This is a genomic window from Pseudomonas sp. KSR10 (genome assembly GCF_022355455.1).
GTDB classification, from domain to species: domain Bacteria; phylum Pseudomonadota; class Gammaproteobacteria; order Pseudomonadales; family Pseudomonadaceae; genus Stutzerimonas; species Stutzerimonas stutzeri_E.
In genome coordinates, this window is the sequence record NZ_JAKOEN010000016.1 from 85,238 (window position 1) to 107,848 (window position 22,611).

Here is a 22,611-nt window from a genome sequence, read left to right on the forward strand (position 1 = left end):
GTCGAGCAAACGGTGCGTCGGGCGCTCAGCGGTCGCGGCCGGACGCTTCCCGTGATCGCATTGCTCCGTCCTCTGCGCCAGAAGCGGCAGGCGCCTCAGCCTCAGCCGGTTCGGTACTCGGCTCGCTGGACGGCACCGCCGTCGGCGTACCGACACTCTGGTTGGCGGCACGGCAGGTCAATTCCGCGAAGGGCTTGTCGGGCGAATAGTCTCCCGGTACCCGCTCGACCCGCTGGCTGTTCGAGGTAACGGTGAAAACCGGTGGGGCCGAGGTATCCGCGCGTGCTTCATCCGGCACGTGGAATTCGCAGGTCACGGTTTCTTCGCTCTTGTTCATGACCCGAACCGCCCGAATGCCCACCAGCTCGACACCAGCCTCGGCGCTCGTCGAGGTGGGCACGCCCATGGCGCTGACCTCGACATCGAGCCCGTTCAGGTGCGTGATGACCTCGGGTTTCGGTGTCTGGGCAAAGGCCATCGGCGCGCAAAGGGCCAGGCCGCAGGCGATGAGAAGTGGTTTGGTCATGGGAACCTCCTGGAGTCGTGTGTGCTTAGAAGGGTTCGATGGGCGAGGGTTCGGCGCTGGTCATTGGATTGGTTGCAAAATGATTGTGCCGCGACAGCGGCAGCGACGCTGCACATGCGATGCGGTGTGGGACCTGAATGGCTGAAAGGCTATTTGGAAGATTTGAGATTGCGTGCGTAAAGCGCCTTGCCACCGGTCGAGGTCGTCCCGCGGGATTCCAGCTCGAAGCGCTTGGGCTGGGACTTGATCAGGTCGCTGAGTTTCTTGAAGCCATAAAGCCGCGGATCGAAAGCTGGGCGGAGCTTGCTGATGTTCGAGCCCAGCAGGCCCAGTTGGACCCAATCATCTTCATCGTCGGCAATGTCGCTGAGCACCTTGGCGATGAAGTCCACCGGCACCTTCTGCGATTTGACCTGAGCGCTCTTGTCGGCGGCCTTGGTGTCTTCCTCGGTTTTTTCCGGCGCTGCCGGCGTAGGAGACTTCTCACCGTTGCTGGGTGGTTCCTGAGAGGTCTTTGGTGCGTCGGCCCGGAGGATTTCGGTGTAGATGAACTTGTCGCACGCGGAGACGAACGGCGAGGGCGTCTTCTGTTCGCCAAATCCATAGACGGTCAGGCCCTCCTCGCGCAGGCGGGCGGCCAGGCGGGTGAAGTCGCTGTCGCTGGAAACCAGGCAGAAGCCATCGAAGCGCCGGGTGTAGAGCAGATCCATGGCATCGATGATCAGCGAGCTGTCCGTGGCATTTTTGCCGGAGGTATAGGCGAACTGCTGAATTGGCTGGATCGAATAATCGAGCAGTACCTTCTTCCAGCTGCCGAGGTTGGGCTTGGTCCAGTCGCCGTAGATGCGCTTGACGCTGGCGACGCCGTACTTGGCGATTTCCTCGAAAAGGCCTTCGACAATGGCCGCAGGCGCGTTGTCGGCATCGATCAGTACGGCGAGGTGAATCTGCTGGCGGGTGCTGCTGGGCTTGGCGGCCATGAGGTCGTCCCTGAGTGGGTTTGGGTCGACCTTAACGTCAGTGGCGGGGCGTCGGCCAGAGGCAATGTACGTGGTGGGGGTTCATGCCTTACTGCGCAATCACGCCGAACCCCCGCGCCATCAAGGTGGCCAACAGGGGGATCAGCAGCAGGGCAAGGAGTTCGACGCGGATGATCAGCTTCACCCATCGGGTGGTCGCTGGGCTGATGGCCGGAGGCTGGCCGGCCTTCAGCGCTGGACGCCAGCGCAGGAAAGTGACGGTGGGGTAGATGGACAACAGCGCGACGGCCACGAACACACCGATCTTGGCATGAAAGAAACTGTTGTTGAGGTAATAGTCCATGCCCTTGCCGTAGCGCATGGCGCGAGCGGCGCCGGTGATCAGTACCAGCCCGGCGACGATGCCGAATGCAATATCGGTGCGGAACAGGCTGCGAGCCCGCTCAAGACTCAGTGGTTGGCTGAACAGCTGATGCTCAAGCACCAGCAGGGCGAAGAGCAGGAAGATCGCTACGAAGTGCAGGTAGGCCGCGACGGCGTAGGCCATTTTTCAGTGTCCTTTCGATATGGTTGCTGCGGGTGCCGCATGGGTCGAGTGGAACCATTGCCGCTGGCGCTGCAGGCGTCGGGCGATGCTGGCAAGGCAGATACCCCGCAGCAGCATGAAGGCGAGAAAGGCCAACCACAATCCATGATTGCCCATTGCTCGCAGCAGCCAGCCCAATGGTAGCGAAATCGCCACGGCAAGAAGCATCGCATTGCGCATTTCTCGCGCCCGGGTGGCGCCGATGAAGAGGCCGTCGAGCAGATAGCTCCATACGGCAACCAGGGGCAGCGCGGCGAGATAGGGCAGGTAGACGATGGCCGTTTCGCGTACTGCGGGTATATCGGTCTGCAGGCCGATGAACAGCTCGCCGCCCAGGAGAAAGAACAGGCCGAAGGCGAGGCTGGCGAGCAACGACCAGCCACCGGCGACCGTGAGGATACGGCGCAACTCGGTCCGATTCTGCGCGCCGATGGCGTGACCGCTGAGGGCTTCCACCGCATGGGCCAGCCCGTCGAGTGCATGGGCGGTGAGCATCAGACCGTTGAGCAGCAGCGCATTGGCGGCAACGGTGGCATCACCCAGGCGGGTGCCTTGCACCGTGATCAGGAAAAACACCAGTTGCAGCGCCAGCGATCGCAGGAATATGTCGCGGTTGACGGACATCAAGGGTTTCCAGCTCGCCCAGCGGCGCAGTGCGTGGCTATCCAGGCGGCCGCGATAGCGCGACAGGGCGCCACGGGTGAGCACCACGCCGATCACCACGCCGCTCCACTCGGCGATCACCGAGGCGCGTGCGGCACCGGCCACGCCCCAGTCCAGGCCGATGACGAACCAGAGATCCAGCGCGACGTTGGTCAAGTTGGTGGTCAGCAGGATCGCCAGCGGCGCACGGGCATTCTGGGTGCCGAGAAACCAGCCGATCAGCGCCAGGTTCGCCAGCGCGGCGGGCAAGCCGAACAGGCGGGTGTGGAAGTAGTGCTGGGTAAGGTCATTGAGCTCGGCCGAAGGCTGCATCAGCTGCAGTGCATAACCTTTGAGCGGCAGGGCGATCAGGCTCAGCAGCAGGGCGAATCCCAGCGCGAGTAGCAGTCCCTGCAGCAGCACCTGGCGCAACGCACCTCCGTCCTCGCGTCCCGCGGCCTGGGCGGCGAAGCCGGTGGTGCCCATGCGCAGAAAGCCCATGACCCATACCAGCAGGGTATAGAGGCTAGCGCCCACCGCGACCGATGCCAGCTGATGAGCATGCGGCAAATGGCCGATCACCGCGCTGTCGACCAAGGCCACCAGCGGCACGGACAGGTTGGACAGAATCATCGGCGCAGCCAGCGCCCAAACTCGTTTATGAGTGGGGACGTGCTGCCAGGCGGTCAATAGCCGTGACATGTATAGCTCCAGGACAGCGGGGCATGATACGTCGCGGCGAAGCGAGCGGCCAATCGAGGGATGAGGTGGCGGGATAAGAACACTCAGGTTTCATCGAAACGCTGAGCTGATGGTTCGCTCGCGCGTTGGCTTCCAGCTGTCAGTGAATCAGCCAGCTCAACAGCCAGAGGCCCAGGAACAGATAGATCACACCGGCGATGATCGAGCGCCGGAAGAAGGCGCGAACGGCCCCGACCAGCAACATCAGGCCGATCGCCAGGGCGATCAGGCTGATCAGTGAGCGGTCCATGCCCAGGGTCCTGGACAGCCCTTCCAGGAAGTTGGCCCCGGCGTCGGCGAACAGGCTGAAAAAGCCGCTGAGTGCGTCGACGATGTAGCGAATCACTGTGCCGAGCGCCTGGCCCAACCATTCGAAAAAACTTTCCACCCGCATGGTGCTCTCCTGCCGTGATCGGGAGCTGCAAGCGCAGCCGTTCCTCGGGGCATTGGGCTATCAATCCGTCCGGCAGTTCCCACGGCCCGGGTTGAACCGGTAGTCAAATGGTGGGTCAGTACAGGCTGATGAGTGCCGTATCGGTCGCCGTCATGCAATTGCAATCCTTCCCGAGCAGGCTGTAGCCGTTGCTCCAACGAGAAAAAATATGCCATCCGTTACTGATGTGCGCCCCCAATGGCTACCGGGCGCACGCCCCGGTGCCTGGGCGCTGGGTCTGCTGGCTGCCGGGTTGTTCTACACGGCGGCGACCTTTCACCTCGATGAGCGGGTGTTCTACTCGTTGCAATCGGCCTGGCACGAAGACAGTCGCCAGGCGCGCAGCCTCTGGCTGCCGGAGTATAAGGTGCGTGTCGAGGCGCAGCCGGTAACGTCGGTGGGTAATAACCTCTCCGGGTTAACGTTCGACGATCGCCGCAAGCATCTATGGGCGGTGGTGAACAATCCAGAAGAGTTGGTCGCGCTGGACCTGAACGGCGAATTCATCGCACGTTACCCGCTGAAGGGCTTTAGCGACGTCGAAGGCATTACCTACCTGGGCGACAACCTGCTGGCGGTCGCCGAGGAGCGCAGTCAGTCAATCGTGATACTGCCGGTCCCGGCGCAACCCGGTAATTTGCAGCGTGCAGACTATGCATCGGTCTCGTTGCCGGCGGAGGCGTCGGATAATTCGGGGTTCGAGGGCCTGGGCTACGATCGTGACGGCGACCGCCTCTTCGTGGTCAAAGAGCATTCGCCGCGCAAGCTCTACGAAATTCAGGGTATCAAGGCAAGCCTGCACGGCCAGCTGAACTTGAAAATCATCGATCGCGAGACATGGATCGCTGACAAGGACATGGCCAGCGATCTGGCATCGGTACACTTCGACGAGCGCACCGGTCATCTGGTGCTGCTCAGCGACGAAGCGAAGATGGTGCTGGAGCTCGACGGACAAGGCGATCTGGTCAGTTTTCGCTCGTTGTGGAGCGGTTTCGCGGGGCTGAAAAACAGTGTGCCGCAAGCCGAGGGCATGACCTTCGATGCGCACGGCAACCTCTATTTGGTCAGCGAACCCAACCTGTTCTACGCCTTCGAGCGCAAGTAGCCGTCGGCATTCGCCGAGATCCCACCAGGCGTAGACGGACATAGGAATCAAGGCCCGCCGAGACACAGTAGGCTGATGGCGACTGCTCAGTGTGGCGGGTACTGCGAGAGCACCTTGGCCACGGTCTCGCGGAACATCCCGGCGCGTTCCTGTGGGCCGCCGGGATCGTCGCGCAGGACCTGCTCGGCACTGCCGCGCCAGACGAGTTTGCCGTCGGCCGCATCGTAGAAGTCCACCTGCAAAGTGCCGACCTGATAATGGATGGTGCGCGTGTCGGTAAACATCGGTCCGCCCCAGAAGCCATTCCAAGGACTGCCCCACGCCCCCATCGAGGTGGTGGTGTACTGCTGGGAGCGCTGATCGACGATGAACCAGGCCTGGATCAATACATCCGCCTGGTTACCGGCCGGGGCCTGGCGCAGGCCGCGCTGATCGAGCTGTTCGCTGACCGCGCTGCGAATGCGCTGCTCGGTGAGGTCGCTTTTGATCCGGGGGTCGTCCGGGCGATATTGCAGCGCCGGCTCTTTCCAGCTCCAGCTGCGGTATGCGGAAAAGTCCCGCTGTGGATCGAAGTCGCGTTGCACCTGTGTGCTCTGGCAGGCCGCCAGGAGCAACAGCAGGGGAAGCATCATCAATTGCCGCACCATATCGATCTCCTTGAGGCACCTGCGTTCAGCGCGGAGGATAATCCGCCAACGCGCGATTCACCGCATCTCGCGCCGCGTTCTTGCGCTCGGCCTGCTTGCCGCCGCTGCGGGCTTCGGCGCGGTTGCTCCAGACCGTCTGGCCGGACGCGCCGTCGATCATCTCGACGCGCACGGTGACGACTTCCTCTTCATAGTTGCGTACCACCGGTGCGCTGACGCCAAAGCCGGAACCGTAGCCGGGGCCGTAACCGCCATAGCGACCGGCACCGATGTGAGTGCCATAGTCATCGTAGACCTGTCGCACGCGCGTCTCCATCCGGGCGCTGGCGCTGATCTGCACGTCGCCGTTGCTCCCCGCGGGCGCCGGGCGCAGACCGCGCTGATCGAGGGCGCCGGCAATCATCTCCTGCAACTCCTCGCCGGCAAGCGATGCGCTGCCTGCTGGCGGGTTGCGCCAGCTCCAGCTCTGGTACGCGGAAAAATCCCTGGGCGCGGCCGGGTAGGTGGGCGACTGGATCTGTTCGACCGGCGGCGCCGGCGGAATTGGCGCGGACTCGCTGCGGTAGGGGTTGCTGCTCTGGCAGGCCGTGAGACTCAGGCAGAGCAGGGGCAACGCAGCACGCATGAACATGATGTCCTCCTGGCCGGCGCTCAGCTCGGCCGGCACATCCAGTGCAAGTAACGTCCGAGCTTGGCGAACGCGGGATGACGGCGATAGGCCAGTTCCATCTCGATCAGGTCGGCCGGCTCGGTGCGGGCCTGGAAATCGGCGGGCATGTAATCGTGAAACACCCGCACGCCGCTTTCTGATTCGACCCGCCAGTGCGGTGCGAGTTGCGCCGCCAGCTCTCTTGGGTCGAGTGGCTGCTGCGGCGTCAGGCTCTGGCGCTCACCGGCAAAGGATTGCGTGCGCAGCTTCTTGAAGTGTCCCTTGAGCAGATTGCGGTAGATCAGCGCGTCGCGGTTGTAGAAGGCCAGCGACAGCCAGCCGTCGGCTGCGGTCAGGCGATGCAGTACTGGCAGGATCGCCTGTGGTTCGGCCAGCCATTCCAGCACGGCGTGGCAGATGACCAGATCGAACCGGCCCTCGACCTGGCTCTCCACTTCTTGCCAGGGCGCCTGGATAAAGGTGGCGTGCTGGCCTGCTTCGGCAAATCGCTCGCGTGCACCTTCGAGCATCGGTTCGGCCGGTTCGGCGAGGGTCACCTGATGGCCTTGCTGCGCCAGCCAGAGGCTCATGTGGCCGAGACCGGCACCGATGTCCAGCACCTGCAGTGGCCGCTCGGGGAGGATCTCCGTCAGGTCTGCCTGTAGCACGGCGAGACGGATAGCGCCCTTGGCGCCACCGTAGATCTTCTGCGCGAAACGCGTGGCCAGCTCGTCGAAATGGCGGTCGCTCATCGGGCGAACCGCCGCTCGTTGTCGGCCAGCTTGGCCAGCAGCGCCTGTTCCATGTCGATGCCCAGCTCGCTGCACATCAATAGCAGATACATAAGGATGTCGCCGACTTCCTGTCCGACGTGTTCACGCGTGTCGTCCGGCAGCTGGCGCGACTCGTCCTCGTTCAGCCACTGGAAGATTTCCACCAGTTCGGCCATTTCCACGCTGGCGGCCATGGCCAGATTCTTCGGGCTGTGAAAGCGCTGCCAGTCGTTGCGATCGCGGATCGCATGCAGGCGTTGGGTGATCTGTTCGATGTTCATCAGCAAGCGGCTCGTTCGGAGGCGGCTAGCTTCCGTCACTGCGTCGCTGCCCGCAAGGGGTAGGCGCCTCAGGCCGGCGCGTCTGTGCGGCGAACCTTGAGCACCCGTGCCACGGCACGTTCTCCCGCTTGGTAGTCGCCGTGCTCGATGGCGCGAATCGCCTGGTCGAGCGCCAGATCGGCGATCTGCGCGTGCTGTTGGGAGATGGCGTTGACCCGGATCGGCAGGAAATCGAGCAGCTGCGCGTCGCCGAAGGTGCCCAGGCGCAAGGCCTCGGGCCATAGCAGTTGACGCTCCTGCAGGGCATCGAAGACGCCTTCGAGCAATACATAGGCGGTGGTGATCAGGGCATCGGGTAGCGGTCCGAGGTCGAGCAGAGCGAGCATCTGCTCGCGGCCGCAGGCACGGCTGAACTGCTCGGCCTGCAGCACGCTGACCGGACCCTGGTGATGCGCAAGGGCCTGGCGGAAGCCTTGCTCGCGCTGCTGGCTGATACGCAAGGCCGGTCGCGCGCTGATGAGCGCGACATGGGCGTCTGCCGGCGCGCGCAATGACTGCGTCAGCTGCGTGGCGGCTTCCTTGTCATCGCTGACCACCGAACAGAAATGCTCGGCGTCCAGCGCCCGGTCGAGGGCGATGATGGGCGTGCCGCCGCTCAACAATTTGCGGTAGCTGGCATCGCCCGCCGGCAGGCAGCTGGCGACGATCAGCGCATCACAGCGGCGTGAGCGCAGCACCTGAATGACCTGGCGCTCGGTGTCCGGTTCGTCATCGGAGCCGACGATCAGCAACTGATAGCCCCGTTGACGGGCGCGCTGCTCGAGCAATTTGGCCAGGCGTGCATAGCTGGGGTTTTCCAGGTCCGGGACGATGAAGCCGAGCGTTCGCGACAGCCCGCGGCGCAGACCGGCGGCCTGCTGGTCAAGCTGGAAGCCCTGCTGCTCGGCCACGGCCATTACTCGCTCGACTGTGGCCTGGCTTATCCGCCGCTGCGCCGCCTTGCCATTGAGAACGTAACTGGCGGTGGTCAGTGAGACGTTGGCGAGGCGGGCGATGTCGATCAGTTTCAAGAGAGATCCTGCGGCCTGAGACGGGTGGTATGCATTCGGGCTTCTAGAATTACTCAATATTGCGTAATGTGCCAGCCTGAGGTGAAACGTTTCAGCATTGGTTCGGTCATAAGCGCCAGCCCGGAATCCGGTGATGCCGGCACCCTGTCGGTCATACCGCACCGGCTATAAAAACAATCGCGAGCCTGCAAGGAGCCTTCCATGCTTGAGTTGAATGCCCAGCACATCCACATGCATCAGACGGCAGCCGACAAGCCTGCCGCCCTGGCCCTGCTTAGCGAGGTGCTGGTGGCCGACGGGTTGGTGGCACCCGGTTACCTCGACGGGCTGCGCGCACGCGAAGCCCAGGGCTCCACCTTTCTTGGCCAGGGGCTTGCGATCCCGCACGGCACGCCGGATACCCGTGATCAGGTGTTCACCACTGGTGTGCGCTTGTTGCACTTCCCCAAGGGCGTCGACTGGGGCAACGGTCAGCAGGTGTACCTTGCTATCGGCATCGCCGCACGTTCGGATGAGCACCTGCGGTTGCTGCAGCTTTTGACCCGAGCGCTGGGGGAGGGCGATCTCAGCGAGGCGTTGCAAAAGGCCGAGTCCCCCGAAGCGATCATCGATCTGCTGCAAGGCGCGCCGCAGGCGCTGGCGCTGGATGGCGAACTGGTGGGGCTGGGCGTCGCCGCAGATGATTTCGACGAGTTGGCCTGGCAAGGCGTCAAGCTCCTCAAGCGTGCCCAGTGCGTGGAGCCCGGCTTCAATGCCGGGTTGGCCCTGAACCAGGCGCTGCCGCTGGGCGATGGCCTGTGGTGGCTGAGCAGTGAGCAGTCGGTGCTGCGGCCCGGGCTGGCGTTCGTCACACCCGCCGCGGGTCTGACTCACCAGGGCCAGCCCCTGAATGGATTGTTCGTGCTCGCCAGTCTGGGAGAAGCGCACCGCGCGATGCTCGAGCGATTGTGCAATCTGCTGATCGAGGGGCGTGGCCAGGAGCTGAGCCAGGCGACTTCCAGCCGCGTGGTGCTCGAAGCCCTGGGCGGCGAGGTCCCGGCTGACTGGCCCAGTGCGCAGGTGCCGCTCGCCAATCTGCATGGCTTGCATGCGCGACCGGCCAAGCAACTGACCGAAACCGCCCAGGCGTTCGACGGCGATATCCGTGTGCGCCTGGCCGGAAGCGAAAGCCTTGGCGTGTCGGTCAAGAGCCTGAGCAAGCTGCTCGCGCTGGGCGCACAGCGTGGTCAGGTGCTGGAGTTCATGGCCGAGCCGTCGATTGCCAGTGATGCGTTGCCCGCGTTGGTGCGCGCAGTCGAGGAGGGCCTCGGCGAAGAGGTCGAGCCGCTACCGGCAGCGGGCGAGGCGAGCGAGCCGCCGGCTATCGCGGCGCTGCCCGATGAGGCGCTTATCGAACAGGCGGTACTGCGCGCCGGGGAGAGGGTAAGCGGCATCGCGGCGTCGCCCGGAATTGCCATTGGCCCGGTACTGGTGCGCAAGCCTCAAGCGATCGACTACCCCGCGCGTGGCGAGTCGCCGGCCGTCGAACTGCAGCGGCTGGACGCGGCGTTGGACAAGGTGTTTCGCGAGATCGGCGTGTTGATCGAGGAGAGCCAGGTCGCCAGCATTCGCGAGATCTTCACCACCCACCAGGCCATGCTGCGCGATCCGGCGTTGCGCGAAGAGATCCAGGTGCGCTTGCAGAAGGGGCTCAGCGCCGAAGCGGCCTGGATGGATGAAATCGAGAGCGCGGCGCAGCAGCAGGAAGCTCTGCACGACAAGTTGCTGGCAGAGCGCGCGGCGGATCTGCGCGATGTCGGCCGTCGCGTGCTGGCCTGTCTGACCGGCGTCGAGGCCGAACAGGCACCAAGCGAAGCCTACATTCTGGTGATGGACGAGGTGGCACCTTCGGATGTCGCCACGCTGAACGCCCAACGCGTCGCGGGTATTCTGACTGCAGGTGGTGGCGCCACCTCGCACAGCGCCATCATCGCCCGCGCACTGGGCATTCCGGCAGTTGTCGGGGCGGGTCCGAGCGTGCTCGGGTTGGCGCCGAACACCCTGTTGCTGCTCGATGGCGAACGCGGCGAACTGCTGGTCTCGCCGACCGACGCGCAGCTCGAGCAGGCACGCAGCGAACGCGCCACGCGCGAGGAACGCAAGCGGTTAGCTAACGAGCGACGCATGGAGCCGGCGACCACCCGTGACGGCCATTCGGTGGAGATCGCCGCCAATATCGGTGCCGCCGGTGAAACGCCCGAGGCCGTGGCGATGGGCGCCGAGGGTATCGGTCTGCTGCGCACCGAGCTGGTCTTCATGAACCATTCCCAGGCACCGGATCAGGCAACCCAGGAAGCCGAATACCGCCGTGTACTGGACGCGCTCGAAGGGCGCCCGCTGGTAGTGCGCACGCTGGATGTCGGCGGTGACAAACCATTGCCCTACTGGCCGATGCCGACAGAAGAAAACCCCTTCCTCGGTGTGCGCGGCATTCGGCTGAGCCTGCAACGCCCGGACATCCTCGAAACCCAGCTGCGCGCCTTGCTCGCCTCGGCCGATGGCCGCCCGCTGCGGATCATGTTTCCCATGGTCGGCAACATCGGCGAATGGCGCACCGCCAAAGCCATGGTCGACCGTTTGCGGGTGGAGCTGCCGGTGGCCGATCTGCAGGTCGGCATCATGATCGAGATTCCGTCCGCTGCGCTGATCGCTCCGGTGCTGGCGCAGGAAGTCGACTTTTTCAGCATCGGCACCAACGACCTGACGCAATACACCCTGGCCATCGATCGCGGCCATCCGAGCCTGTCCGGCCAGGCGGATGGGTTGCATCCGGCAGTCCTGCGGTTGATCGGCATGACCGTCGAAGCGGCCCACGCGCATGGCAAGTGGGTCGGTGTCTGCGGCGAGCTGGCGGCCGACGCCCTGGCGGTGCCGATGCTGGTGGGGCTGGGCGTCGATGAACTGAGTGTCTCGGCGCGCAGCATCGCATTGGTCAAGGCGCGGGTGCGCGAGCTGAATTTCGCCGCCTGCCAGCGGCTGGCCCAGCAAGCGCTGATGCTGCCGGGCGCGCATGAGGTGCGCACATTCGTCGGGGAGCACTGCTGATGGCCCGTGTCCTGACTGTCACCCTCAATCCCGCGCTCGACCTGACCGTACGGTTGCCGGCGTTGCGCCTGGGGGAGGTCAACCGCAGCGACAGTCTGCAGGTGCATGCCGCCGGCAAGGGGCTCAACGTGGCCCAAGTGCTGGCCGATCTCGGCCATCAGCTGACCGTCACCGGCTTTCTCGGCGAAGGCAATCCGCAAGCGTTCGAGCAGCTGTTTGCCGCGCGCGGCTTCAGCGACGAGTTCGTCCGCGTCGCGGGGGACACCCGCAGCAATATCAAGCTGGCCGAAGCTGGCGGACAGGTCACCGACATCAACGGCCCGGGATTGGCGGTGAGCGAGGCGCAGGGCGACGCGTTGCTGCTGCGGCTCAAGCGGTTGGCTCCGGACCATGAACTGGTGGTGGTCGCCGGCAGCCTGCCGCGCGGTGTGGATAGCCTGTGGTTCGTCGAACTGCTGCGCACGCTCAAGCAGCTCGGCGCGCGGGTCGCGCTGGACACCAGCGGTGCTGCGCTGCGCGACGGGCTGACGACCGCACCCTGGCTGATCAAGCCCAACGAAGAGGAACTGGCCGAGGCGCGCGGAATTCCGCTCGCCGAATCGCAGGCGCTGGCCCGCGAGGCCTGGCGTCTGCAGGTCGAGGGCGTCGAGCACGTGGTCGTTTCCCAGGGCGCAGAAGGCGTCAGCTGGTTCTCGCCGGGCGCGTCCTTGCATGCACAACCGCCCAAGGTCCGAGTGGTCAGCACGGTTGGCGCCGGCGACTCGCTGCTGGCCGGCATGCTCCATGGGTTGCTGGAAGGGTGGCCTGGCGAGCGCACTTTGGCGCACGCCACCGCGATTGCCGCGCAGGCGGTCGGTCAGGTCGGCTTCGGGATCAGCGACCCGGCTCAACTCGCCGAGCTGGAGGCTGCGGTCCGGCTTCAGCCGCTCAGCCAATAATTCGAATAAGAGGTGAAGGAATGAATCTTCTCATCGTCACGGCCTGCCCCAACGGAATGGTCACCAGCGTGCTCACGTCACGCCTTCTCGAAGCGGCCGCCCATCGTCTGGGCTGGTCGACCTCCGTGGAGGTCCACGATCCCAAAGCCATCGGTTCGCCGCTGACCCCTGCGCAGATCGCCAGTGCCGACCTGGTCGTCGTGGTGAAGACCGGGCCGCTTTCGTTGCAGCGTTTCATCGGCAAGCGTGTCGCTCAATCGACGCCGTCCGAAGCTCTGCTCGATCCCGAAGCGTTCCTGCGCAGTGCCGCGGACGGGGCCACCGAGTTGCAGCAGGACGACGGAGCGGATGCCGTGCACACCAGCGGCAAGCCCAAGCTGGTCGCCATCACCGCCTGCCCGACCGGCGTTGCGCACACCTTCATGGCGGCCGAAGCCTTGCAGCAAGCGGCCGTGCGCAAAGGCTACGACCTGCAGGTGGAAACCCGTGGCTCGGTGGGCGCGCGCAATGTGCTCGAGCCGAAGGCCATCGAAGAGGCGGACGTGGTCTTGCTGGCTGCGGACATCGAAGTGGACGTCGCCCGGTTTGCCGGCAAGCGGGTGTTCCGCTGCGGCACCGGTGTCGCGCTGAAGCAACCTGATGCGACCCTCGACCGCGCGCTGGAAGAGGCCGCGGTGCTCAGCGGCAGCGTGGCTGCCAGTAGCAGCGGAACCGAGCAGAAGGGCGAGAAGACCGGTGTCTACAAACACCTGCTCACCGGCGTGTCCTACATGCTGCCGATGGTCGTGGCCGGTGGCTTGCTGATTGCGCTGTCGTTCGTCTTCGGTATCGAGGCGTTCAAAGAGGAGGGCACCCTGGCCGCAGCCTTGATGCAGATCGGTGGCGAGACGGCATTCAAGCTGATGGTGCCGCTCCTGGCCGGCTACATCGCCTACTCGATAGCCGACCGGCCGGGCCTGGCGCCGGGGATGATCGGCGGGCTGCTGGCCGGCACTCTCGGGGCAGGCTTCATCGGTGGGATTATCGCCGGCTTCGTCGCCGGTTACGCGGCCAAGGCGGTCAATCGCTGGGTTCCGCTGCCGGCCAGTATCGAGTCGCTCAAGCCGATCCTGATTATCCCGCTGCTGGCCAGCCTGTTCACCGGTCTGGTGATGATCTACATCGTCGGCACGCCGGTAGCGAAGATGCTAGCCGGGCTCACCGAGTTCCTCGACACCATGGGTACCTCCAACGCCATCCTGCTCGGGCTGCTGCTCGGCGGCATGATGTGCGTCGACCTCGGCGGCCCGGTGAACAAGGCGGCCTATGCCTTCTCGGTTGGTCTGCTCGCCTCGCAGAGCTACGCGCCGATGGCCGCCACCATGGCCGCGGGGATGGTGCCGCCGATCGGCATGGCCATCGCCACGCTGATCGCTCGGCGCAAATTCGCCCAGACCGAGCGCGAAGCCGGCAAGGCCGCGCTGGTGTTGGGCTGCTGCTTCATTTCCGAGGGCGCGATCCCCTTCGCCGCAAAAGACCCTCTGCGGGTGATCCCGGCCAGCATTGCCGGTGGCGCCCTGACCGGTGCGCTGTCGATGGCCTTCGGTGCGAAGTTGCTGGCGCCCCACGGCGGCCTGTTCGTGCTGCTGATTCCCAACGCCATCAATCACGCGCTGCTGTATCTGCTGGCGATTCTGGTAGGCAGCCTGGTGACCGGGGTGATCTACGCGGTGATCAAAAAGCCCGAGGTGCAGCCGCTGGCTGTTGGTGCGGTGGCTTGAGCGAGTGCGTAAAAAGCGTGAACTAAGGCCTCGCTGTCGTATCCACTAATAGCTGGCTGACGCTTTGTATCAGAACGTTTCGCCAGCCGTTTGTAAATGAAATCGGCAGGAGAGTCTGGATGAGTATCGAATACGGGCCCCGCCCCTTGCGTATCACGCTGACCGCCATTGTCGTGCTGGTGCTGGGCGCGCTGATGGCCGTCGGTGGCGGCTACCTCGCGACGTTGGGAGGATCCTGGTACTACCTGGTCGCCGGCATCGGCCTGCTGGTGGTCGCCGCGCTGCTGTTCCTCCGGCATCGTGCGGCGATCTGGCTGTACGCGTTGCTGCTGTTGGGAACGCTGGCCTGGACGGTTTACGAGGTTCGTTTCGACTGGTGGCAGCTAGCGCCGCGGATCGACCTTTGGTGCATCCTCGGACTTTGGCTGATCCTGCCTTTCGTCAATCGCTATGTGGATGACCGCCTGGTTTGGCGCGACGGCGCCAGCGGTTTGCTCGGTCTAGGGTTGCTGGCCGGTGCGCTGATGGCAGGCTATTCGCTGACGCAGGATTACTCATCGATCCAGGGTGAGTTCAGCGACGCGCAGATGCAGGGCGCTAGTCCCGACGGACAAGCCGGACGTTCGGCGAGTGGTTGGCCGGCCTACGGGGGCTCGGCCCAGGGCGATCGCTATTCTGCCGCCGATCTGATCACCCCCGAGAACGTCGGAACGCTGGAAAAGGCCTGGGAATACCACACCGGCGACCTGCCCGGACCGAACGATCCCGGTGAGTTCACCTACGAGGTGACGCCGCTCAAGGTCGGTGACAACCTCTTCATCTGTACACCACACAGCATCGCCATCGCGCTGGACGCCGACACCGGAGAGGAGCGCTGGCGCTTCGATCCGAGCATCAACCGCGATGCCGAGTATTACCAGCACATGACCTGCCGCGGCCTCGCGTTTCACGACGCCACGGCCTATGGCGCGGGCGCGCCTGCACAACCGGATCAGCCGACGGCGCGCTGCGAGCGTCGGTTGTTCCTGCCCACCAACGACAGCACGCTGATTGCCCTCGATGTCGAGGACGGCAAGCCGTGCGAAGACTTCGGTGATGGCGGTGTGGTGGATCTCAAGGCCGGCCTCGGTGAAGGCGCGCTGGGCGTCTACCTGCCAACATCGCCGCCGGTAGTGACCGAGAAACTGGTCATTGTGGGCGGATCGGTCACCGATAATGGTGCGGTGGATTCTCCCGGCGGCGTCATTCGTGCCTACGACGTACGCAATGGTCGGTTGATGTGGAATTTCGATCCGGGCAATCCCGACGCCACCGAGCCTTTGGCGCCGGGCGAGACCTATGTACGCAGCACCCCAAACTCCTGGACTGTCGCCACCGCGGATGAATCGCTGGGCCTGGTGTACATCCCCACCGGCAACCAGACGCCGGACCAGTGGGCTGAACCGCGCACGCCGGAGGCCGAGCGCTTCACCGCGACCCTGGTCGCGCTGGATCTGGAAACCGGCAAGGTGCGCTGGGAGTTCCAGACCGTGCACCATGACTTATGGGACCGCGACCTGCCCTCCCAGCCGACCCTGGTGGACATCGACGGGCCGCAGGGCAAGGTTCCGGCGATCATCCAGCCGACCAAGCGCGGTGACCTTTACGTGCTCGACCGTCGCACTGGTAAGCCCATCGTACCGGTCGAGGAGTTTTCCGTGCCGCAGGGCACCGATTATGGTGACTTTACCGCCCCGACTCAGCCGGCGTCGGCGCTCAGCTATGCGCCTGACGAACCGTTGCGCGAGCGCGACATGTGGGGCGGCACGCCGCTTGATCAGATGATGTGCCGCATCCAGTTCCGCAAGCTGCGGTATGACGGTGACTTCACGCCGCCGTCGCAGAAGGGCTCGCTGATCTATCCAGGCAACGTCGGCACCTTCAACTGGCCATCGGTTGCGGTTGACCCCAGCCGGCAACTGTTATTCGGCGCACCGAACTATCTGGCATTCGTTTCAACGATGGTCAAGCGCAGTGAGGTCGACCCTGACGAGCGTTCCGGTGGCGGCGAGACCGGTCTACAGCCCAACCTTGGCGCACCTTACATGGTCAGACTGGGGCCGCTGCTGTCGGTGCTGGGCCTGCCATGCCAGACGCCGCCGTGGGGCTATGTCACGGCCGTCGACCTGCGCACCATGAAGAAGGTCTGGATGCACAAGAATGGCACCAGCCGCGATAGCGCGCCGTTGGGTATTCCGCTGCCCGTCGGTACACCGGCGTTGGGCGGGCCGATCGTGACTGCTGGCGGTGTCGCCTTCATGAGCGGCACCCTGGACTACTACCTGCGCGCCTATGACATGCAGAACGGCAAAGAATTGTGGAAAGGGCGCTTGCCCGCCGGCGGCCAGGCGACGCCGATCACCTATGTGTCGGAAAAGACCGGCAAGCAGTACGTGGTGCAGATGGCCGGCGGGCATGGTTCGTTCGGCACCAAGATCGGCGACTCGGTGATCGCCTGGACGCTCGACGAGGGCGAGAAATAGGACGATTGGGAGAAGACACAATGGCCACACCCTCTTCCTTCTAGTCTCGCTAGGGAAGAGGGCGGCTGGCGGGTATCACCGCGTTGGACACGTGAGATTCCCGGTCACTCAGCAGGGCTGCCCGTGGTATCTGCGGTTATCACTGGGCTCCACGCATTGCTGTTCCGTATGCTGCTCAAGCCGTGGGGACTTGTCTCGCAGGCTGGATGTCAGGCTGTTCAAAAACTTCACGGCCCTTGCCTGGTCTTCGAAGCGCCGCGCGCCGTTCAGTGAGCCCGTGTAGCTGCCGTTGCTGGCGGCGTAGCACTCTTGATTGTTGGCACAGGTCAGACCGACGACCCAGTACGGGCTATTGATCAGCACCCCTGCCTGAGCAGCAGAGGCGGTGAGTGCGAGAGAGGCGATGAGTGAAGAAACGAACAGATAACGCCGCATGGGAGTGCTCCTGGATTTGACACTGCGAACATAACCCATCGCCGGATTCATGAGTGTGTGCCACATCGCGACCGGTGCTCTTTCGGGGTGAAGCTCAGGTCTCGCCGGCTTTTGGGTGACGGTCGCAAGTCCTGAACGGCTCGATGGCATGTGTACCTGAATCGATAGGTACGTTTTTTTGACGACCGTTCGTCTGTGCGTCACGGTTCTGTCAAGCGTGTCGCTTAAACCCTTCTTCAGCCACAGTCGAAGGGGACCGATCATGACCGAACCAACCAATAACGAACTGGACCGCACACGCCGCCGTCTGGTGCAGGGCATCGGCGCTGGCTTGGCGCTACCGGCGCTTGGCGTTTCGCCTGCCATCATCGCGGCACCCACGGCGCGCCCCTGGATCACCGACGGCGTTCAGTCCGGTGATGTGCTGGCCGATCGCGCGGTGATCTGGAGCCGCTGCGATCGACCTGCACGGCTGGTGGTCGAGTGGGACACCACTAGCGGTTTCACCAATCCCCGGCAGATGAGATCACCGGTCACTGACGAGCGCCTGGACTTCACTGCGCGGATCGATCTGCGCGGCCTGCCCTCGGATCAGTCTATTTTCTACCGCGCCTGCTTCGAAGACGCCCGCGACCATGTCCGGAGCGAACCCTGGCTGGGGCATCTGCGCACTGCGCCCCGGCGCGCGCGCGACATCCGTTTCGTCTGGGGCGGCGACACCTGTGGCCAGGGCTGGGGCATCAACGCCGATTTCGGAGGTATGCGTATCTATGAAGCGATGCGCCAGCGTCGCCCGGATTTCTTCCTCCAGAGTGGCGATGCGATTTACGCCGATGGTGTGATCCAGGCTGAAGTGCAGGCCGAAGACGGGCGTCTCTGGCGCAACATCGTCACTGAGGCCAAGAGCAAGGTGGCCGAAACGCTCGACGAATTTCGCGGCAACTATCGCTACAACCTGCTCGATCATAATCTGCGCCAGTTCAATGCCGAGGTGCCGCAGATCTGGCAGTGGGACGATCATGAGGTGACCAACAACTGGTCGCCGGGCAAGACGCTGGACGAGCGCTATCAGGTCAAGGACATCGAGCTGTTGGCCCGTCGTGGCCGCCAGGCATTCCTCGAATACGCGCCGATGCGCCTGGTAGGCCGGGATGCCTCGGGGCGTGTCTACCGCAAGATCGCCTATGGCCCGCAGCTGGACGTGTTCGTGCTGGACATGCGCAGCTATCGTGGTGCCAATACGCACAACCTGCAGCCGGAACAGAGTGCCGAGACCGCGTTCCTCGGTGCCGAGCAGCTGGCCTGGCTGAAGCGCGAGCTGCGCCGTTCACGCGCGACCTGGAAAGTCATCGCGGCCGACATGCCCATCGGCCTGCACGTGCCGGATGGCACCGATACCGCCGGCCGGCCGCGCTGGGAAGCGATCGCCAATGGCCAGGACGGCCCGGCGTTGGGACGGGAACTGGAAATCGCCGAGCTGCTGGGCTTCATCCAGCGATATCGGGTGCGTAACACGGTCTGGCTGACGGCTGATGTGCACTATTGCGCGGCGCACCACTATCATCCCAACCGCGCCGCCTTCCAGGAATTCGATCCGTTCTGGGAATTCGTCGCCGGGCCCCTGAATGCCGGCAGCTTCGGGCCCAATCCATTGGATGCGACCTTCGGTCCGGAGGCGGTTTTCCAGAAGGCGCCGCCGACCGCCAACGCATCGCCTTATGCCGGTTTCCAGTTCTTCGGTGAAGTCGAAATCGATTCACGCAGTGGCACCCTGAGCGTCACCCTTCGAGACATCGACGGCGCTTCGGTCTTCTCCAAAACCCTCGAACCCCAACACGCCTGAGCCTACGGAGCGACACCCATGCGCCGCAATGTCCGTTTCATGCCGCATCCCCTGGCCGCCGCACTGCTGGCAGTCGTCTCGCTGGGCGCGCAGTCGATGGCGTCCGCCGAGCTGCTGATTTCCGAATACATCGAGGGCAGCGGCAATAACAAGGCGCTGGAGTTCTACAACCCCGGCGAGACGGCGGTCCCGCTCGACGGCTATAGGATCGACTTCTATTTCAACGGATCGACCAGCAGCGGGCGGAGCATCGGCCTGGCCGGTGAGGTCGCGCCGAGCGGCGTGCATGTGCTGGTCCATGAAAGCGCCGATTCGGCCCTGCAGACCATGGCGAATCAGCGAGGCAGCGGCAGCTGGTACAACGGCGACGATGCCATCGTGTTGCGCGGGCCGTCCGGGGAGATTCTCGATAGCATCGGCCAGCTCGGCGTCGATCCGGGCAGCGCCTGGGGATCGGGGCAAACGCAGACGGCCGATCGTACCCTGACGCGCAGGGTGTCGGTCTCAACCGGTGATCGCGACCCCAGCGACACCTTCGATCCGGCCACGGAATGGCAGGGTTATGCCGTCAATACCTTCGCCCACCTGGGCCAGTACGGCGAAGGCGAGCCGGGCGGGGAAGATGCGGGGCGGCGCTCGATTGGCGAGGTGCAGGGAACGGGTGATAGCAGCCCGCTAGTCAATCAGTCGGTCATCGTCGAAGGGATCGTGGTAGCTGATTTTCAGAACAATGGCCAAGACGAAGGCGAGTTGGGCGGCTTCTTCATCCAGGCGCCGGACAGCGAGACGGATAACGACCCGCTCACCTCCGAGGGCCTGTACGTCTATGGGAAAGGCAACGGCGTGGATGTGCAGGTGGGCGATCGGGTCCAGGTACGCGGATTGGTCACCGAATACAACGGCCTCACGGAGTTGACGTCTCCTCAGATCAGTCTGGTCGCCAAAGCGCAGCCGCTGCCCAGCGTGGCGCAGATCAGCTTGCCGCTTGCCTCGCCCGATGAGCTGGAACGGTACGAAGGTATGCAGGTGCGCCTCACGCAGACCCTCACCGTCAGCGAGGTATATGACCTGGGCCGCTATGGCGAGGTGGTGTTGTCGTCCGGTGGACGGCTGTGGATTCCAACCAACAAGGTGTCGCCCGGCGAGCCGGCGCAACGTCTGCAGGCACAGAACGACCTCAACCGGATCATCCTCGACGACGGGCGCAGCGGGCAGAATCCGGATCCGATCCGCTACCCCTCGCCCGAGCTCGATGCCTACCGGACGCTGCGGGTCGGCTATGAGGTAAGCGACGTGCGCGGTGTGCTGCATTACCTGGCCGGTAGCTACCGGGTGCAGCCGACGCAACAACCGCAGTTCGTGGCGAAGAACCCCAGGCCGGACTCGCCGGAGCCTATCGGCGGGCGACTGCGGGTAGCGAGCTTCAACGTGCTCAACTACTTCAACGGTGACGGTCGCGGTAGTGGTTTCCCGACCTCGCGCGGCGCCCACTCCCTGGAAGAGTTCAAACGTCAGCGCGACAAGATCATCGCCGCGATTCTTGGCGCGGACGCCCATATCATCGGGCTGATGGAAATCGAGAACGACGGCTACGGTGAGAACAGCGCCATCGCCGATCTGGTGGTCGGCCTCAACGCGGCCTCACCCGAGCGCGATCGCTATGCCTTCATCGATCCGCGGCGCAATCGGTTGGGCACCGACGAGATCGCTGTCGGCCTGATCTACCGCACGGACATCGTCAGCCCGCACAAGGATGCCGCGGTGCTGGACGGTTCGGTCGATCCGCGTTTCAACGACACCCGGAACCGCCCGGCGCTCGCGCAGACCTTCCGCGAGCGCCGCAGCGGCGAGCGGCTGACCGTGGTCGTCAATCATTTCAAGTCCAAGGGGTCGAGTTGCGATGACATCGGCGACAAGGACATGGGCGACGGCCAGGGCAACTGCAACCTGACCCGCGTGCGGGCCGCCCAGGCGTTGGTCGACTGGCTGGGGCGCGATCCGACCCGATCATACGATCCGGACCGCCTGATCCTCGGCGACCTCAATGCCTACGCCAAGGAAGATCCGATCAATGTGATTCGCGCGGCGGGCTATACGGATCTGCTGGCGCGCTTCGGTGAAGGCAACGCCTATTCCTATGTGTTCGCCGGACAGTCGGGCTACCTCGATCACGGTCTCGCCAGCGCCAGTCTGGCAGCGCAGGTCAAGGACGCCACCGAGTGGCACATCAACGCCGACGAGCCGCGGGTGCTAGATTACAACCTGGAGTTCAAGACGCCACGCCAGCACTCGTTGCTGTACAGCAGCGAACCCTATCGGGCCTCGGATCATGATCCGTTGGTGATGGGGATCGATCTGAGCCGCGAGTAAGTAGAGCAGGGTGCAGGCGCCAGCGGGCGATCGATCCGGACGCGGTCGGGTCGCTCTCACGCTGGCCTGTAGGCGTGTGCTCGTCAGACCTTGCGTACGAACTCGGACTTCAGCTTCATCGCGCCGATGCCGTCGATCTTGCAGTCGATGTCATGGTCGCCATCGACCAGGCGGATGTTCTTGACCTTGGTGCCGACCTTGACCACCAGCGACGAGCCCTTGACTTTGAGGTCCTTGATCACGGTAACGGTGTCACCGTCCTGCAGGGTGTTGCCCACCGAATCCTTGATTGCCTTCTGCTCATCACCAGTCGGCTCGGTCGCGTTGGCAGACCACTCGTGCCCACACTCCGGGCAGACCAGCATCGGGCCGTCTTCGTAGGTGTATTCGGAGTTGCATTGGGGGCAGGCTGGCAGAGCGCTCATGGCGAATCCTCGGATGGCGGATGCGAAAAGCCGCGGATTGTATAGGGTTTTTTTGCTGCCGTTGCGGTCTCGCTTCACAGGCGCCGCCGTCAGGTCCCGCGATAACGTTCGCGGGACGGTGCGTTTGCTCGCCTCAGTAGTCGTCCTTGATCGCCCGGTAGCGCTCTTCCAGCTCGCGACGAATCTGCCGGCGGTGCTGCGCCTGGGCGAAGCGGCGCTTCTGATCGGGGGTTTGCGGCTGCAGGGTGGGCACAGGCGCGGGGCGACCGTCTTCGCCGACCGCCACCATAGTGAAGAAGCAGCTGTTGGTGTGGCGAACGGTTTTCTGCCGGATGTCTTCGGTGATGACCTTTATGCCGATTTCCATCGAGGTGGTCCCGACATAGTTGACCGAGGCGAGAAAGGTCACTAGCTCGCCGACGTGCACGGGCTGGCGAAAGTTGACCTGATCCACCGACAGCGTGACCACGTACTGCCCGGCGTAACGGCTGGCGCAGGCGTAGGCGACTTCATCGAGGTACTTCAGCAGCGTGCCGCCATGGACGTTACCGGAAAAGTTGGCCTTGTCCGGGGTCATCAGTACGGTCATGGTCAGTTCGGCATGTCCATCTAGCATGGTGCGCGGCTCGTGCTGGCAAAAAGGGCCGCTACTTTAGTCGAATACGAGGCGGCTGTGTGCATTGCGCATGCGACGGCTTCAGTTTTATCTCATCGGGTCAATGTGGCAATAACGCGCAGTGTGGCGCATGGGGCATCGACGAGATGCGGCGGTGCGGTGTGCGCTATTTCGGAGCGATACGC

19 protein-coding genes and 1 pseudogene are annotated in these 22,611 nt (G+C 64.1%); 7 read left to right on the top strand and 13 right to left on the bottom strand.

Annotation, left to right across the window (positions count from 1 at the left end; all coding sequences use genetic code 11):
- Nucleotides 1–154 precede the first annotated feature (154 nt).
- From MCB86_RS07385 to MCB86_RS07405, 5 genes and pseudogenes are all read right to left on the bottom strand, one after another.
- Nucleotides 155–526, bottom strand: a pseudogene (locus MCB86_RS07385) (hypothetical protein); the annotation flags it as partial.
- A gap of 149 nt (nucleotides 527–675) precedes the next feature.
- A complete protein-coding gene (locus MCB86_RS07390) occupies nucleotides 676–1,506 on the bottom strand; it encodes an NYN domain-containing protein (protein ID WP_045163568.1) in 831 nt (276 codons plus the stop codon).
- 88 nt (nucleotides 1,507–1,594) lie between these two features.
- On the bottom strand, nucleotides 1,595–2,053 hold the full coding sequence (locus MCB86_RS07395) for a DUF2214 family protein (protein WP_045163567.1): 459 nt from the start codon (nucleotides 2,051–2,053) through the stop codon (nucleotides 1,595–1,597).
- 3 nt (nucleotides 2,054–2,056) lie between these two features.
- On the bottom strand, nucleotides 2,057–3,436 hold the full coding sequence (locus tag MCB86_RS07400; RefSeq protein WP_239610481.1) for an MATE family efflux transporter: 1,380 nt from the start codon (nucleotides 3,434–3,436) through the stop codon (nucleotides 2,057–2,059).
- A 139-nt stretch (nucleotides 3,437–3,575) separates the two neighbouring features.
- Nucleotides 3,576–3,869, bottom strand: coding sequence for a hypothetical protein (locus MCB86_RS07405; RefSeq protein WP_045163565.1), 294 nt, complete (start codon nucleotides 3,867–3,869; stop codon nucleotides 3,576–3,578).
- Nucleotides 3,870–4,077: 208 nt separating this feature from the next.
- Here MCB86_RS07405 and MCB86_RS07410 point away from each other — a divergent pair, with 208 nt between their 5' ends.
- Nucleotides 4,078–5,013 (top strand): SdiA-regulated domain-containing protein, encoded by a 936-nt coding sequence (locus MCB86_RS07410; protein WP_239610482.1) that lies wholly within the window; start codon nucleotides 4,078–4,080, stop codon nucleotides 5,011–5,013.
- A gap of 86 nt (nucleotides 5,014–5,099) precedes the next feature.
- On the opposite strand, the gene MCB86_RS07415 is transcribed toward MCB86_RS07410, so the two are convergent.
- From MCB86_RS07415 to cra, 5 genes are all read right to left on the bottom strand, one after another.
- Nucleotides 5,100–5,660, bottom strand: a complete 561-nt coding sequence (locus tag MCB86_RS07415) for a DUF4136 domain-containing protein (RefSeq protein WP_239610483.1) — start codon at nucleotides 5,658–5,660, stop codon at nucleotides 5,100–5,102.
- Nucleotides 5,661–5,685: 25 nt separating this feature from the next.
- Complete coding sequence (locus tag MCB86_RS07420) at nucleotides 5,686–6,291, bottom strand: DUF4136 domain-containing protein (protein WP_239610484.1); 606 nt, start codon at nucleotides 6,289–6,291, stop codon at nucleotides 5,686–5,688.
- A 20-nt stretch (nucleotides 6,292–6,311) separates the two neighbouring features.
- On the bottom strand, nucleotides 6,312–7,061 hold the full coding sequence (locus MCB86_RS07425; RefSeq protein WP_045163562.1) for a methyltransferase domain-containing protein: 750 nt from the start codon (nucleotides 7,059–7,061) through the stop codon (nucleotides 6,312–6,314).
- Nucleotides 7,058–7,363 (bottom strand): nucleotide pyrophosphohydrolase, encoded by a 306-nt coding sequence (locus MCB86_RS07430; RefSeq protein ID WP_239610485.1) that lies wholly within the window; start codon nucleotides 7,361–7,363, stop codon nucleotides 7,058–7,060. The genes MCB86_RS07425 and MCB86_RS07430 overlap by 4 nt, the downstream gene beginning before the upstream one ends.
- Nucleotides 7,364–7,431: 68 nt before the next feature.
- Entirely contained in the window at nucleotides 7,432–8,433 is a 1,002-nt protein-coding gene (cra, locus tag MCB86_RS07435; protein WP_239610486.1) for a catabolite repressor/activator, read from the bottom strand.
- Nucleotides 8,434–8,634: 201 nt separating this feature from the next.
- Between cra and ptsP the strand changes: the two genes are divergently transcribed.
- The 4 genes from ptsP to MCB86_RS07455 all read left to right on the top strand — a co-directional run bounded on the left by ptsP (nucleotide 8,635) and on the right by MCB86_RS07455 (nucleotide 16,737).
- Nucleotides 8,635–11,517: a phosphoenolpyruvate--protein phosphotransferase gene (gene ptsP, locus MCB86_RS07440; protein WP_239610487.1), complete on the top strand. Its 2,883-nt coding sequence runs from the start codon at nucleotides 8,635–8,637 to the stop codon at nucleotides 11,515–11,517.
- Nucleotides 11,517–12,455 (top strand): 1-phosphofructokinase, encoded by a 939-nt coding sequence (gene pfkB / locus MCB86_RS07445; RefSeq protein WP_239610488.1) that lies wholly within the window; start codon nucleotides 11,517–11,519, stop codon nucleotides 12,453–12,455. The genes ptsP and pfkB overlap by 1 nt, the downstream gene beginning before the upstream one ends.
- A gap of 20 nt (nucleotides 12,456–12,475) precedes the next feature.
- Nucleotides 12,476–14,215, top strand: coding sequence for a PTS fructose-like transporter subunit IIB (locus MCB86_RS07450; RefSeq protein ID WP_239610489.1), 1,740 nt, complete (start codon nucleotides 12,476–12,478; stop codon nucleotides 14,213–14,215).
- Between the two features lie 119 nt (nucleotides 14,216–14,334).
- Nucleotides 14,335–16,737 (top strand): membrane-bound PQQ-dependent dehydrogenase, glucose/quinate/shikimate family, encoded by a 2,403-nt coding sequence (locus MCB86_RS07455; RefSeq protein WP_239610490.1) that lies wholly within the window; start codon nucleotides 14,335–14,337, stop codon nucleotides 16,735–16,737.
- 108 nt (nucleotides 16,738–16,845) lie between these two features.
- On the opposite strand, the gene MCB86_RS07460 is transcribed toward MCB86_RS07455, so the two are convergent.
- Nucleotides 16,846–17,172: a hypothetical protein gene (locus MCB86_RS07460; protein WP_045163555.1), complete on the bottom strand. Its 327-nt coding sequence runs from the start codon at nucleotides 17,170–17,172 to the stop codon at nucleotides 16,846–16,848.
- Between the two features lie 262 nt (nucleotides 17,173–17,434).
- Here MCB86_RS07460 and MCB86_RS07465 point away from each other — a divergent pair, with 262 nt between their 5' ends.
- Together MCB86_RS07465 and MCB86_RS07470 are read left to right on the top strand one after the other, a co-directional pair.
- Nucleotides 17,435–19,015, top strand: coding sequence for an alkaline phosphatase D family protein (locus MCB86_RS07465; RefSeq protein WP_045163554.1), 1,581 nt, complete (start codon nucleotides 17,435–17,437; stop codon nucleotides 19,013–19,015).
- Nucleotides 19,016–19,111: 96 nt separating this feature from the next.
- Complete coding sequence (locus MCB86_RS07470) at nucleotides 19,112–21,385, top strand: ExeM/NucH family extracellular endonuclease (RefSeq protein ID WP_239610556.1); 2,274 nt, start codon at nucleotides 19,112–19,114, stop codon at nucleotides 21,383–21,385.
- An 83-nt stretch (nucleotides 21,386–21,468) separates the two neighbouring features.
- On the opposite strand, the gene MCB86_RS07475 is transcribed toward MCB86_RS07470, so the two are convergent.
- Both MCB86_RS07475 and MCB86_RS07480 read right to left on the bottom strand, forming a co-directional pair.
- The gene (locus MCB86_RS07475) at nucleotides 21,469–21,810 is read right to left on the bottom strand and encodes a zinc ribbon domain-containing protein YjdM (RefSeq protein ID WP_239610491.1); all 342 of its coding nucleotides are present in this window, start codon (nucleotides 21,808–21,810) and stop codon (nucleotides 21,469–21,471) included.
- 133 nt (nucleotides 21,811–21,943) lie between these two features.
- Nucleotides 21,944–22,426 (bottom strand): acyl-CoA thioesterase, encoded by a 483-nt coding sequence (locus tag MCB86_RS07480; RefSeq protein WP_045163552.1) that lies wholly within the window; start codon nucleotides 22,424–22,426, stop codon nucleotides 21,944–21,946.
- Between the last annotated feature and the right edge of the window lie 185 nt (nucleotides 22,427–22,611).

What these genes read in the sequence shown, in the direction of transcription:
- MCB86_RS07475 (WP_239610491.1), bottom strand. Translation starts at nt 21,810, where the DNA reads ATGAGCGCTCTGCCAGCCTGCCCCCAATGCAACTCCGAATACACCTAC.
- MCB86_RS07465 (WP_045163554.1), top strand. Translation starts at nt 17,435, where the DNA reads ATGACCGAACCAACCAATAACGAACTGGACCGCACACGCCGCCGTCTG.
- MCB86_RS07450 (WP_239610489.1), top strand. Translation starts at nt 12,476, where the DNA reads ATGAATCTTCTCATCGTCACGGCCTGCCCCAACGGAATGGTCACCAGC.
- MCB86_RS07470 (WP_239610556.1), top strand. Translation starts at nt 19,112, where the DNA reads ATGGCGTCCGCCGAGCTGCTGATTTCCGAATACATCGAGGGCAGCGGC.
- MCB86_RS07400 (WP_239610481.1), bottom strand. Translation starts at nt 3,436, where the DNA reads ATGTCACGGCTATTGACCGCCTGGCAGCACGTCCCCACTCATAAACGA.
- MCB86_RS07460 (WP_045163555.1), bottom strand. Translation starts at nt 17,172, where the DNA reads ATGCGGCGTTATCTGTTCGTTTCTTCACTCATCGCCTCTCTCGCACTC.
- MCB86_RS07410 (WP_239610482.1), top strand. Translation starts at nt 4,078, where the DNA reads ATGCCATCCGTTACTGATGTGCGCCCCCAATGGCTACCGGGCGCACGC.
- MCB86_RS07455 (WP_239610490.1), top strand. Translation starts at nt 14,335, where the DNA reads ATGAGTATCGAATACGGGCCCCGCCCCTTGCGTATCACGCTGACCGCC.
- MCB86_RS07420 (WP_239610484.1), bottom strand. Translation starts at nt 6,291, where the DNA reads ATGTTCATGCGTGCTGCGTTGCCCCTGCTCTGCCTGAGTCTCACGGCC.
- MCB86_RS07480 (WP_045163552.1), bottom strand. Translation starts at nt 22,426, where the DNA reads ATGCTAGATGGACATGCCGAACTGACCATGACCGTACTGATGACCCCG.
- MCB86_RS07415 (WP_239610483.1), bottom strand. Translation starts at nt 5,660, where the DNA reads ATGGTGCGGCAATTGATGATGCTTCCCCTGCTGTTGCTCCTGGCGGCC.
- MCB86_RS07425 (WP_045163562.1), bottom strand. Translation starts at nt 7,061, where the DNA reads ATGAGCGACCGCCATTTCGACGAGCTGGCCACGCGTTTCGCGCAGAAG.
- MCB86_RS07395 (WP_045163567.1), bottom strand. Translation starts at nt 2,053, where the DNA reads ATGGCCTACGCCGTCGCGGCCTACCTGCACTTCGTAGCGATCTTCCTG.
- MCB86_RS07405 (WP_045163565.1), bottom strand. Translation starts at nt 3,869, where the DNA reads ATGCGGGTGGAAAGTTTTTTCGAATGGTTGGGCCAGGCGCTCGGCACA.
- pfkB (WP_239610488.1), top strand. Translation starts at nt 11,517, where the DNA reads ATGGCCCGTGTCCTGACTGTCACCCTCAATCCCGCGCTCGACCTGACC.
- MCB86_RS07430 (WP_239610485.1), bottom strand. Translation starts at nt 7,363, where the DNA reads ATGAACATCGAACAGATCACCCAACGCCTGCATGCGATCCGCGATCGC.
- ptsP (WP_239610487.1), top strand. Translation starts at nt 8,635, where the DNA reads ATGCTTGAGTTGAATGCCCAGCACATCCACATGCATCAGACGGCAGCC.
- MCB86_RS07390 (WP_045163568.1), bottom strand. Translation starts at nt 1,506, where the DNA reads ATGGCCGCCAAGCCCAGCAGCACCCGCCAGCAGATTCACCTCGCCGTA.